Origin of the sequence: Paenibacillus allorhizosphaerae, from assembly GCF_042659105.1 — a bacterium.
Classification (GTDB): domain Bacteria; phylum Bacillota; class Bacilli; order Paenibacillales; family NBRC-103111; genus Paenibacillus_G; species Paenibacillus_G allorhizosphaerae.
Genome location: NZ_JBHSRV010000005.1, coordinates 90,939 through 104,213, shown reverse-complemented (window position 1 = coordinate 104,213; position 13,275 = coordinate 90,939). Strand labels below are relative to the sequence as shown.

The window sequence follows — 13,275 nt, the reverse complement described above, 5'->3', positions numbered from 1 at the left end:
ACCATCGAAAGTTATGGTCCCAAGTGACGGCAGCGGCTTTATTACTACAATTATTGTTCCATGCAGGGGGACCCGGTTTGATTCCTGCGTCGTCCGTATCGGCAGCGGGAGAGGAACCGCCGGTTTCCCCCGCCGCGATAGAACGCCCCTATTTCCCGCCGAGCGAGTCGGAGAAACAAACGGCCGTCGCCAAGGCGGATGTGCTCCTTGCAACTTACTCGGAAGCACAATGGCTCGGTCTTGTGCCAAAGCAGTCGCCGCGAACCGATGGGTTCAGCGCCCCGGACGGCAGCGATAACGACAGCTGGGTGTGGAATCCGGCCGACCCCGATCACATCATGACGCAGAAGGGGCTCGTGCTGCCAAGCGACGAATACCCTTACAAATACAAGCAAATTAAGGTCATGAGCGGAAAAACCGTTGATGTAGCCTATATCGAATACGGCGGGAAACAGTGGTACGTGCAGACAAGAATCGACTACGAAAAAACAAACTTCATGATGCGCAATCTCCCCGTTATTGCAACCGCTTACTTGGTGACCGGCGACGAAAAATACGCGCGCCGCGTGGCGATGGCTCTCGACGCCTGGGCGACGGCGGTACCTGATTTTTTCATGACGGGCAAAAATAATGCAACCTTGATTAGCGCCGACAACATTGCCGACTATTACAACACCGACATTCAGCGAGTAAGCGATCATAACGGCGTCGCCCATGAGATGCATTCCGGCGAAATTTATGCTTTCGACCGGATTTACAACAGCCAGGCTCTCATCCAACTCTCGCAGGAAAAGGGGTATAACGTCAGGGAGCATATTCAGAACGACCTGTTCCTGAATATTACCGAGTGGCTCATTAACTACCAGTCCATGAAGGTTCATACGGTTACGAATCTTTCCGGCGCGGTGGATGCGATCGCGAAGGTGGCCGTGTTGACCAAAAAACCGGAATATATGGAGTGGCTGGATCAATACTTGGACATTACGGTAGGCGACAATTTCAAGCGGGACGGCATGTTTCCGGAATCGTTCTCCTATCACAGCGGCTACGCGAACACGAACTACGGCATCGCCGTTCAAGTAAACTACTACTTCCAAGTTTACCAAGCGGATACCGATTTCCTTAGAGGGCTGGAACAAAAAATCAAATCGCACCTCGCCTTCCTTGCCAAAGCGAAGGAAGCGCAAAAAACGATGGCGTTCCCGGACGGCGATTTGCCGCCGTTCGACGATACGACGAAAGGCGGAGCCTCCAAAAGAACGGAAACCCATTCACAAATATTGCCGGCCTACGGCCACATCATGCTCGGAGACGGCGCGGGCGAACAGCAAACCCAGCTCAACCTTCATTTTAACGACAAAGCGAATCACGTCCATCCGAACGTCTTGTCAACCGCGTTGTTCGGCTTCGGGAAGGAGCTGCTGGGAGGCATCCGCTATTCGCGGAATGCGGCCCGCAACTTTACGAGAAGCACGCTTGCCGACAACACGGTCGTCGTAGACGGCGCCAATCAATTCCGCGGCAACGACCAAGGCGCAGGCAACACAGGCCACTTATTCACTCAAGGGATTGTTTCTTTGTACGAACCCGGGTTGAACGGCATTGAGGCCTCCGAAGTATACAGCAAGTTGCCGTATCCGGGAAAAGTAGACCGGTACCAGCGCATGAACATCCTCAATACGATCGATCCCGCACATCCTTACTTGATCGATTTGTTCAAAGTGACGGGCGGCAGCACGCATGAATACTTTTTACACGGCTCTACGCAGTTCGATGAAACGGCTCAAGCCGGATTTCCGCTGCAAAAAATTGAAAAGCCCTACCCGCTTCTTCCGGATAACGTGACGTGGACCGATCCGGTCAAAGAATCGGATAACCGCAACTGGTACGGGATGTTTCGCGAGGTGAGCACGGCCAAATCTCCGGGCAACTGGGACGTCACCTACCGCGATGCGAATGGCGGCGCGCTCGGAACGCGCATTTTGATGGTCGATGACGGCACGAACCAGGTGTACCTTGGCAAAAGTCCTTATTCCACGCGCACATCCGCGACTTCCGACAATATTTACGAATATTGGCGCCCTTCGTTAATCGTCAAAAGAGGCGCAGAGGAGCAAAGTAACAGCAGCTCCAATCTTGCGCAAGGCAAGACGGTGACGGCTAGCAGTACATGGAGTGCCAGTTATTCAGCGGACAAAGCGGTCGACGGCGACGAAGGAACGCGTTGGAGCGCCGCAAGCGGCACCTCCGGCAACCAATGGCTTACGGTGGATTTGGGGCAGCCTCAAGCCTTTAACAAGGTGACGATCCGCGAGTATCAAAGCAGGATCACCGGCTATAAAATTCAGTATTCCAACGATGGAGTATCGTGGAACGATGCCAAGACCGGCACCAAATCGTCCGGGACGACCAATACGGTGACGAACGTTGAGTTAGATGGAACCTTCACGGCAAGATATGTCCGATTGCTCATGGCTGAGGCCTCGAACACGCCGACTATCTTTGAATTTGAAATTTACAACGGCTCTGCTGTTCCGAACGTTCCTGCCGCCAAGCTGGACAGCTTGTTCGTCAGCGTCATTGAGCCGCTGAACGACGAATCGGCTATCGCAAGCATAGAGAAGCTTCCGCTGCAGGAGAACAATCCGGAGCATTTGGCACTTTCCGTCAAATTTAAGGACGGGCGGGAAGATGTCGTTCTCGTCAATTTGAACGCAGTCGGTATTACCGGAAGCACGGCGGCGGATCGGCCGTTTGCCACCGCTGGGGACGGCTACGCGCTGAATGGCCGCATCGGCATCGCATCTAAGCGAAGCGGCGGCGCTTCGACGCCGTATCTGATTGCGGGAAGCAGCTTCCGCTATGGTGGCGACACGCTGTCGATGGAGACTCCAGCCTACAGCGGAACCATTACAGGCGCCGTGCGCAAAGCGGAAGGAGCAGACGTCGACGCGTTGATCACGCCGGCGCCGCTCCCCGAAGGAGATGCATTGAAAGGAAAATGGATGTCGCTGAATTTCGGCATGTACAAGGTCGTTCCTAACAGCAACGGCACGTACCCGTCCGGGATCAAAGAGCAGCAAGGGATGAGTGAAATGTTCCAGATCGACCGCGTGGAACGGCGCGGAGGGCTGACCTATATCGTGATGGCGTCGGATCATACGTTATCGATCAAGGACGGTAAAACGTCGGAGCTGCTTAGACCGAAGCGGACGTTCGAAAATGTGCCGACCTTCCGGATCGATTTCAGCAAGGTGAAAGATGTCGTGCCGCCGGTAACGACAGCGACCTTGGAAGGGACGCAGCGGAACGGCTGGTATACGGACACGGTAACCGTGAAGCTTCAAGCTTCCGACAATTCCACCGTAACCGCTTCGACCTATTACAAGCTGACGGTTACGGATGCGACCTATGCGGCTCCATCCGTTACTCAGTCTACGTATGATCCGGGCAGCGGCTGGATCCCGTATACCGGCCCTGTCGCCATCACCCGGGATGGGTCATTCACTTTCCATTATTACTCTCAAGATGCGGAAGGTAACGCGGAGGAGGAACAGACCATCGACATCCGGCGCGACGCGACCGGGCCCGTCATCAGGTCTGCGCAACCCGTGGAAAACGGAAGCTACGCCGACTCCAAGGATTTGACCATCCAGCTCACTATCGAGGATACCGTATCCGGACCGGACGCCGGTAAAACGGTCGTTACGCTGGACGGCAAACCCGTTCAGCCGGGAGCGCTCATCCCGCTTTATACTTTGCCGCTGGGCCCGCATACGCTGAACGTATCGGCTGCGGATTTGGCGGGCAATACCCGGAGCGTTGCTGTTCCGTTTACGGTCGAAACGAGTCGCGTTTCACTGCAGGAGCTGGTCGCCCGGTTCACGGCAAATGGCTGGATTGATAACGGAGGCATTTCGGTCAGCTTGCAGAAGAAGCTGGAGAACGGCCAATGGAACAGCTTCGCTGGCGAAGTAGAGGCGCAACGCGGGAAGCATATTGCCGAGCAGGCGGCCGACGTCCTGCTCCGGGACGCGAACCGGCTTTCCGGGCAGCCGTAAATTCGTAAGCATCTTTTCTGCCTAGGCGGCAGGCATCTGCCGGAAGCGCATCGGATTTCCGGCCGGGACGTTGCTTCATGAGACCTCATCAGAGCCGTGTCAGATTGTCTTAAGGACTTCAAACAGGTGTATAATGCGCAATGAAAAAAAACGGAGCGACTGCAGCATTGCAGAAGCTCCGTTTTTTTTCATGCAGATCTTTGCGCCGGAAAACCGTTATGCTCCGTCCGCCCTGCTATGGCTTCGGCTTTTCCTTGCCGGGAACGCCCTCCTCCTCCGGAGGCCCGACGACGGTCAGCACTTGCTCGGCCGTCTTCCCGCCGAACGAAGCGCTGATCCGCGCCGTCCCCCGAGCTTCCGCGCGCAGTTCGCCGCCGGGCGATACGGACGCGACGGCCGGGTTGCTGCTGGCGAGCGCGGAGTGTGCGGTCACTCCGCCCGAGGTGCCGTCGGCATAACGCGCGATGACGAGAACCTCGCGGGTGACGGCGCGCGTATTCATCCGCTTCGGCACCACAAGCTCGAGCGACAAGAGCGCAGGTTCGGCTGGCGGCGCCGGAAGGACTGACAAGGAATACGATGATTCCTTGCCGCCGTAGGCCGCCTTCAACATCGTCGATCCGGCGGAAAGAGGCGTGATGTGTCCCGCCGCCGTAATCGATGCGACTTCCGGCGAGCTGCTGCTGAGGGTCGCCGTTCCCGTAATGTCGGCCGTACGTCCGTCGGTATAAGCCGCTTCGACGCGAACCGTCTCGGCCGGGCCGCCGGCCTGCAATTCGGGCGGTCCGCTTAACGTAACCGAATTCACAGCCGACTGCGAATAGCCTTCGAACCTCACGGCATCCGCCTGGGTATAGATCACGCCGTCCGTCGTTTCGGTGACCCGCGTCAGCCGTACGTACTCGGTGCCGTCGCCGCTGAATTCGAACACGCCAAGCGGCACCCATCCGGTCACGCCTTGGCTCCAGTCCCGATAGGTCACGTCCGTGACGCCGTTATGGCGAATTTCCAGCTGCACGTTCGGGTCGGGACCACTCGCCCGCACGATGCGGTAGACGGATACTTGATAATGTCCCGGATGGAGTACCGGCGTCCAGGTCGCGGCCGCTCCTTGTTCTTCGCTGTACCGCGAGCCGTGCTTGAAAAAGCCGGACAGACTGCTCTGCTTCCAAACGCCCGTTTCGCTATAGCCCGGGCTCATAAAGTCGAGCGTCTGCACAAACTCCTTCACCTCGATCGTGCGCCTCGGCGTGGTCAACGTTACGCCGCCCACGACCGCCTCGGCCCAAACCTCGATTTCGTTCGTCCCCGGCTCGTACGTATGAAGCGTAATTTTGCCGGTACCGTCAATCGCTACGAGGTCCGGACGGTTGCTGTAATAACGGATTTCCGTACCGCTTATGTCCCCTCGAACCCCTGTGTTATAGTAGCCCGTTACCGTTAGCTGCGCGCTCATATTCCGCTCCAGCACCGGCTCGTTGGAAGCGATCAGAGCGTGATCCCACTGGGGCACGACGTTCGTATTCACCAGCATGACCGCGTCGGCGGCGACGAGCTGGCCTGCGGCGGCCGCAGTCAATTCGACGTTGCCTCCCGTTCCGGCCTGGAACGGATGCGTTCCGAGCAGCGTCCACTCGCCGCCCGACGATCGTTGATCCACCGGGTACGTTTGCTCGCCGCCGGCGTAATGAACTGTATATTGGGCGGCGGAAGACCACGAGGTCTGGCCTTTCGGCAGCTTGTAATACACTTGGTACGTTCCGTTCTCCGGAACGGCAGGTCTCCACACGATGCGGTTGCCGGCTCCCCCGGCTGTCTTCGCCTCGGCGTAATTGTCAAAGTAGTAATCGTCACCGGTCGTGTTCTTCGCCCATGCGCCGGTTACTTCCGCGTCCTGGTTATCGATGATAATCGAGACCGGGACGTTCTGGACCGGAGGCTGCTGCGGCACTTGCCCGACCCGGCCCGGCAAGTAAAGCGTCCGCTTATTCGTCTGCTTCCCGTTAACCTCGACGTAATACGTAAAGGTCTTGCTCGTATCCGGCACGCGGATCGACCATTCCATCGGATAGATTGCATCCGGAACGGCCGTATACGTTGCTCCGCCGTCCGTCGAATAGTGGAGCGTCGACGGATCGATGGTGCTAGCCTGCACGTAAGCGTTATACGAGCTTTGATCCGGCTTCACGATCAGCATCCCTTTGACGGCTCCCACCGCACTGTACGTATCGAAGAAATAGCCGGCGTCCGATGTATCCTCCTGAACGGACACCTGGTGAAGCGGGACACTGATGTTGACGCCGTCCACGATAATAGCCGTAATGCCGCGTGCCGATACGGTCGTGGCGATATGCCCTCCCGTCATCGTCGTCGTCTCCGGTTGGCCGCTGTCCTTGATGATCGTCACCGGATACGTCCTTGCCGGATCCAGTCCGATGAGGCCGGCGTTCAGGCTGAGCGTCACGTTCTCGCTTTGCTGCGATTCGTTCGTCAGACTGATGTAAAACTTATTGCCGCTTTCCGCGGTCACCCAGTTGATCTGGCTGTTGTCCGTCGTCATGACGCCTTTGGGCATCCACAACCAGACGTTGTCGTTTCCGTAAAATGTACCCGGCTTGCTGCCGTATACGTGATATTTGAACCACAAGAAATCCGTTTCGAATACCGACGGAAAATCGATGTTGAAGCCGGAGCGGGTCATCTGCTCCGTGATCAAATAGTCCATCGCCTGGCCGAGCTGCCCGGGGGCGTGATGATAGTAAATCGAGCTCGCTTCCGTCGGTCCGCGCAGCGGGAAGTCCGGCTCCATAATCGTCGTGCTGAAGCCCCGGTAATAATAGCCCGGGTAGTTCGTGAACCGGCCGATCACCGCGTTATGGGCGATATCGCCGAGCAGCTTGTCGCCGGTGTAAGCCGACAGCCGCATCAGGAAAGGCGCTTCCTGGGCGTTCATCCGGTACGCAGACGACGTCTGCCCCGCTTCGAACGTCAGCCCCGTCGGCGATACGACCCAGCTCTGCGCTGTCCGTCCGCCCTCCAGCTCCTCCGGCAGCTTCGTCCGCTCGTACTGCAGCTTCGACTCCGCATCCCAATTGTTCGCAAGGTTGTACCGGAACGGATTCGGCTGCGGTACGGACACTGTGCCTCCGGGAACAGGCCTTGTCACGAAAATCGTCGCATAGCGCTTCGCTTCCTTGTAGGCCGCGTTCAAATATTTCGGTTCTTTCGTTTCCTCGTACAGCTCCAAAATTTCCATCCAAAGCTTGCCGTATTGGTAAAAAAAGCTGTTCATATTGAAGGAACCGGAATACGGCGTATCGATCTCTTTGGCGATGTAGCTGTCCGCCGCCGTCTTGGCCGCGTCCAAATAACGCGTTTCCCCCGTCATCCGGTACATCATGAGCGGCTGAATCACCGGCCCGCGCGCATATTGATCCGGATCGCGGAACGTGTACTCTTGCTGGCCGAGCTTATACAGCCCTCCGTTTTGGCCGCGCAGCATGTCGTAAAACGTGGATATCGTCGTCACGTCGAACGGTACCGCGTTCATTTTCCATAACGATTCGTTGCCGTACACCGGATCTTTCGTAGGCGACCATCCGCGCTCATTGCGGGAAACGCCGTGCTCCAGCATCGGCAGGGCTCTTTTGTCATACAATTCACTGTCCGTCGTCAAATAATACGCGCCCAGCATAATCGAGCTGGCGGTCGTTCGGATCGAATTGTTATTTTCGATGTCGATAAAGCCTTTGGCACGGCTCCACCATCCGCTCAGGTTCGGTACGTACCTCACGGAGTCGTCTTCAGGCGGATCGATTTTGAGCAGATCGATCATGTTGAAGACCGCGTCGGTGAGCGATCGCCCCTGCACGTTTTGGCGGTAAGCGGTGTAGCCGTATTCGTCACGAAGCAGCGTGCGGTAAGCTTCATAGGTCGACGTCTTGGAAGCCGTCAGCCCGAGCGTGAACGAGTAAGGTATGCCGGCCTTCAGCTTCGACTTGGTGCCGAGCTGCGGCGCGTACAGTATCGGCTGTACTTTGCCTTCGTTGTTGATGAGGCTCATGCCGAGCCGCTGATTCGTCGCCCCGACCGGCTCGAATTCGAGCGGAAGCTGCGCCGCCGGTATATAGATGCCGTACGTGTACGAAGCGCCTTCGATCGGCTTCTCCACCAGCGCCATCGGCGAGGTCAACTCGTACAGCCCGGTCGATTCGACGTTGCCGGTCATTTTGGCGTGGTTGCGCGCGCCGCTCAGCACCTCTTGAACGGCCGATTCGTCTTCCGACGTAAACGACTGGTACCCGACGATATAATCGCCGTCGCGCCCCGGCGTCAACTCGTAGGTCACTTCAGGCTTTGCCTTGGCCAAGCTCCATGTCACCTTGAGCGTGTATTTGTCCGGATTGCGCGTATCCCGCAGCTGCACGGTATTCGCATCAAGTTGCGAGAATTCGTTAAACGTCACCCAGTCCGGTGTCATCGTCTCGTAATAATTGCTGCGGGAGCCGCCCGTTCCCGTCAATACGACCCACTGCTCGTGCAGCCGCTCCTGCGGCGTGTTGAGCAGCGTCAAGCCGCTGTCCGTCCGTACGTATACGTCGCGGACGACGGTGCCGCCTTGATTCCACGCCGCTTCGTGAAAGACGACTTTGTAGTCGGCATTTTGCAGCGTCGCTTTCTCCGCGTAAGCGAGCCCGTCAAGCGTACGGCTGCGAAGCGGAACGTCCGTCTGCGGCTTGCGGCTGACGGCCCCCTCGAACTTGACCGCGTCCGCCCGCGTATAAATCACGCTGCCGCTTGCGCTGATGCGCGTCAGCTTCACGTATTCGCTTCCTTCGCCGGCGAAGTCGTACTCCCCAAGCTCGACCCAGCCCGAGGTTGCGGGAGTCAAATCGACGTACACCGTGTCCGTCTTTCCGTTATGAACGATGTCGACCTTTACTCTCGGGTCGGCTTTGTCCGGCCAATTCACTTTATAATAGGAAACTTTTACTTGGCCCGCCGTTACGTTCGGTCGCCATGTAATCGATGAGTTCACAACGGTCGTATAGCGGCTGGCGCTGTTCGCGTAGCCTTTGACCGTAGTGGAAGAGCTCCATGTGCCGCTCTCTGCATAGCCCGGGTCCCCATGATCAAGGATATACGTATTGTACGTTTGCCGAGTAACGGTAACGGCGTAATCCCGGCTTGTGCTGCCGTCCTGCGCCGTCACCTTGACGTTCACGGCATTGTAGCCGACCTGCAGCGGTAACGGCGCGGAATCGGTGCCGCTCATTACAGCCGTGCCGTTCACGGTAATGTGTGCGCCCGGATCGCCGGCGGTCGGCGTGACGATCACGCTGTCTTTCTCCAGCGGCACCGAAGCCGAGTAAGCGAGCGTATCCGGCGCAAACGTCGGCGTCAGCTCCCCGGCGCTCAAGGCAAGCCCGCTCAGCGACGCGTTGCCGGATACCGGAGCCGGCCTTGTGACGCTGATCGCGTATGATCTCGTCGCCGATCCGTCCGACGACGTCACCGTGACGCCGATCGCCGTTTGCCCGACTTGTACGGGAACGGTTACAGGTACCCCGCCAACCGCCGCCGTACCGTTCACCTTCACGGACGCAGCGGCGTCGGCCGCTCTGGCCGTCAGCTGAACCGAGGCCGTCTCCTGCGATACGGTATACGTGTAGGACGTCACCGTCGGTGAGAACGAAGGCGTGAGCGGCCCTGTATTTAGACTCAGCTCCGCCAAATCCGCATTGGCGCTAACGGCAATCCGCTCGAACTTCACGGCGTCCGCATGCGTGTAGATGCCGTTGCCGTTAGCGGTAACCCGGGTCGCTTTTACAAACTCCCCGCCCGTGCCCGCAAAAGCGAATACGCCCAAATCGATCCAGCCCGATGTCCCTTGCGCGTAATTATGGGTTTGCGTATCGGTCGTGCCGCTGTGCACGACATCGATTTTCACGGCCGGATCGCCGGTCGACGCCGTGGGCCGCACGATTTTATACACCAACACCCTGTAGCTTCCCGCCGTCAATTGCGGCGTCCATGTCGCATAGTTTCCTTGCCCTGTCGCAATCCGCGACCCTCCGCTCGGCGATGCGCCGTTCAGCGAGCTTACGGCCCAGCTTCCGGTAGGCGCCACGTTAAACTCGGCATACCCGGGGTCGCCGTTATCGATGACGATCACATCGCCTGCGGCATGCGCCGCGCGCTCAAAGTCGAGCGGCGCGAGCAAATACAGCACCAGACACCACACTAACAGCCCGGCAACAGCCTTTTTGCTCCGATTCATCGGTTACACATCCTTTCGGTAGTAGATTCGAACGAATCCGAAATTTCCCCATCGGATGCAATCGCAAAAGTAAGCGCTATCACCGGGGATAGCTATATTCTAAAAGAACCGATTTTTCGATGACATGCCTTCAATTTGAAAAAGCATATCTTCCTTTTCCTCTTTTAATTACTAACGCCCAACGTAATGGAACGAAAGACTGCGGATCGCCGGGACGCCGACGCTCTCCGTTACCTCGAGCATGACCCCGCGGACTTTCATGGCGGGCAGACGTACAATCGCCTTATGGCCTATGTTCGTACCTTCATAAACGGTAAACGGACGGCGGGATTTGGCGGTGATGACGGTGAGCTTGAAGCGGCGCACGCACTCGCCGTTCGTCAAATCCTCCTGAATGACGACATGGTCCAGCAGCTGCGGTTCCGCCGTCGTATACGTCCACCTACCGTTTTCAGATTCGCTCGGATCGAGTGCGGCAAACGGTTTGCCAAAGCGGCGGCGAATTTCATTCCCGAATTCGAGCAGCCGCTGCGTATCCTTTTCCGGAAGAACGCCTTCCCGGTCCGGGCCGATATTCAGCAGCAAGTTTGCTCCTCGGCCAACCGAACTGTAGTAGATGCCCATCAGTTCCTCCACGCTTTTCACCGTATGCTCGTCGCTGTCGCTGTAAAACCAGTTAGCGCGCATCTGCACATCGCATTCCGCCGGCAGCCACAGCCCGCCTTCCAGCCTCTCCCGCTCGTCGGTCAGGATGGATATCTCGGTCGCATCGGTTACGTTCCAGCAAGGTACGGGCGCGATGCCGTCTTCGTTACCGACCCAGCGGAAATCCGGATCGCCCATGTTGAATATGAGAATTTCGGACTGCAGCCTGCGAATTTCGCCGATAATCCGCTTCCAATCGTATTCATGGCCTTCCGAACCGCACCCGTCGAACCAGAGAACGTCGATGGTCCCGTATCCGGTCAAAAGCTCTGTAATTTGATTCACGAAGTAATCGTCATAAGCTTGCGCATCCTGATTATAGAAGCCGGCCGAACCGTCATACGGCGAATAGTAGAGACCAGGCTTCACATCGTACTTCCGGCAAGCGTCCACGAATTCCCGGATAACGTCGCCTTTGCCTTCTTCCCATGGAGATTGCGCCACGGTAAAATCCGAATAAGCCGACGGCCAGTTGGAAAACCCGTCGTGATGCTTTGCAGTCAGCACCGCATACTGCATGCCCGCCGCTTTGGCCGCGCCGATCCACTGCTCGCAGTCGAGCTTCTCGGGATGGAAAGCCTCAGGCGACATCGGCCTTGGATCGAAGTCGCGGTACCCTTCATAAAACGTGCGTAGCCCGAAATGCAAAAACAGTCCGAACTCCCACGATTGATAAGCAAGCTGCCTTGCGGTCGGTTTTATGGTCTGAAACGCGGCCATGCAAATCCCCTCTTTCCATTAAAATGATACGCTATTTCCCCTCATGCTCCCTCTCATAAAATCACTCTATTGCCAATTGAAGCTTTTTGCCGGCAATCGCCCACAGAAGGTTTGACTGGACATTCGTGAAGTGCTACAATGCAAACATTCATTTGGTTTCACGCGAATGGAGGGTTCCTCTTTGCATAACGCTTCACGTCATCGTCGTCATTGGGTCGTTCTCGTATGGATCACGATCATCTTCTTCCTGTTCCCGCTCACTCCCCCCATATCGCAGCATTTCCCGTTCGAGGAAAGCGTACTAGGTCAAGCCGCCGATACCCCGGCTTTCATGCATGCGGAGCCCGTACCGGCCAAAGTTTCGGTATACGTCCAAAAGCCTTCGCTCTTGCAGCACGAATACGATAATAAAAAATATTATCTTTCGTTATATGTCGTTTTTATATTTTTCTTGCATTCCAGGGCGCGCGAAATATTGAAAAGGCGAATGCTCGCTCCTCTTAAATTCACCTCGGTCTACGTGGTTTCTTAGGAAGCATGTCCAGAAACCACAAATCAAGATTGAGTTGGAAAAGAGGGACTTCCATGAATAGCAACGCCACTTTGCAAAACGAACAATTGGCTCAGCACCAGAAGGTGACCCGGAGCAAATTTTTACAACGCGCATTCATCATGCTCGCCGGATCGGTTCTATTTTCGATCGGTCTGGAAATATTTCTTGTACCAAACCGCATTATTGACGGCGGAATAACAGGGATATCCATTATTTTATCGCATCTACTCCATCTTCCGCTCGGCGTTTTTCTCATCGTGCTGAACTTGCCGTTTTTGCTGATCGGCTACAAGCAAATCGGGAAAACGTTCGCGATATCGACGCTGTTCTCCGTCGTCATTATGTCGATCGGGACATCGCTGATGCATAAGGTGGCACCCCTCACGATCGATCCGCTGCTCGCGGCCGTATTCGGCGGCATCATTCTCGGGATCGGCGTAGGTCTTGTCATCCGCGCGGGCGGCTCGCTCGACGGCACGGAAATCGTCGCTATCGTATTCAGCAAGAAGACGCCGTTTTCCGTCGGCGAAATCGTCATGTTTTTCAACTTTTTCATTCTTAGCAGCGCCGGTTTCGTGTTCGGCTGGGACCATGCCATGTACTCATTGATCGCTTACTACATTGCTTTCAAAATGATCGATATTACGATCGAAGGATTGGACCAGTCCAAATCGGTATGGATTATTAGCGACGAGCATGAGAAAATCGGCGATGCGATCACGTACCGGCTAGGCCGCGGCGTAACGTATTTGAACGGGGAAGGCGCCTTTACCGGGGACAATAAAAAAGTCATTTTCAGCGTGATTACGCGCCTGGAGGAAGCGAAGCTGAAGTCGATCGTGGATGAGCTGGATCCCAGAGCGTTTCTGGCCATCGGCAATATCCATGACGTCAAAGGCGGACGGTTCAAGAAGAAAGACATACACTAGCTGTATGAATACATCAAGCCCCTTTAT

Annotated in this window: 5 protein-coding genes; 3 read left to right on the top strand and 2 right to left on the bottom strand. The window is 56.5% G+C overall.

The annotated features are described in order from the left end of the window. The first annotated feature begins 77 nt into the window (after positions 1-77). Positions 78-4,061, top strand: a complete 3,984-nt coding sequence (locus ACFQI7_RS19520) for a discoidin domain-containing protein (protein ID WP_218101387.1) — start codon at positions 78-80, stop codon at positions 4,059-4,061. Positions 4,062-4,296: 235 nt separating this feature from the next. Here the strand turns inward: ACFQI7_RS19520 and ACFQI7_RS19515 are convergent, their stop codons facing one another. Next, entirely contained in the window at positions 4,297-10,341 is a 6,045-nt protein-coding gene (locus tag ACFQI7_RS19515; RefSeq protein WP_218101386.1) for a golvesin C-terminal-like domain-containing protein, read from the bottom strand. A 171-nt stretch (positions 10,342-10,512) separates the two neighbouring features. After that, complete coding sequence (locus ACFQI7_RS19510; protein WP_218101385.1) at positions 10,513-11,766, bottom strand: alpha-L-fucosidase; 1,254 nt, start codon at positions 11,764-11,766, stop codon at positions 10,513-10,515. 181 nt (positions 11,767-11,947) lie between these two features. Between ACFQI7_RS19510 and ACFQI7_RS19505 the strand changes: the two genes are divergently transcribed. Beyond that, positions 11,948-12,298 (top strand): hypothetical protein, encoded by a 351-nt coding sequence (locus ACFQI7_RS19505; RefSeq protein WP_218101384.1) that lies wholly within the window; start codon positions 11,948-11,950, stop codon positions 12,296-12,298. A gap of 53 nt (positions 12,299-12,351) precedes the next feature. After that, a complete protein-coding gene (locus ACFQI7_RS19500) occupies positions 12,352-13,248 on the top strand; it encodes a YitT family protein (RefSeq protein ID WP_218101383.1) in 897 nt (298 codons plus the stop codon). The last annotated feature ends 27 nt before the right edge of the window (positions 13,249-13,275 follow it).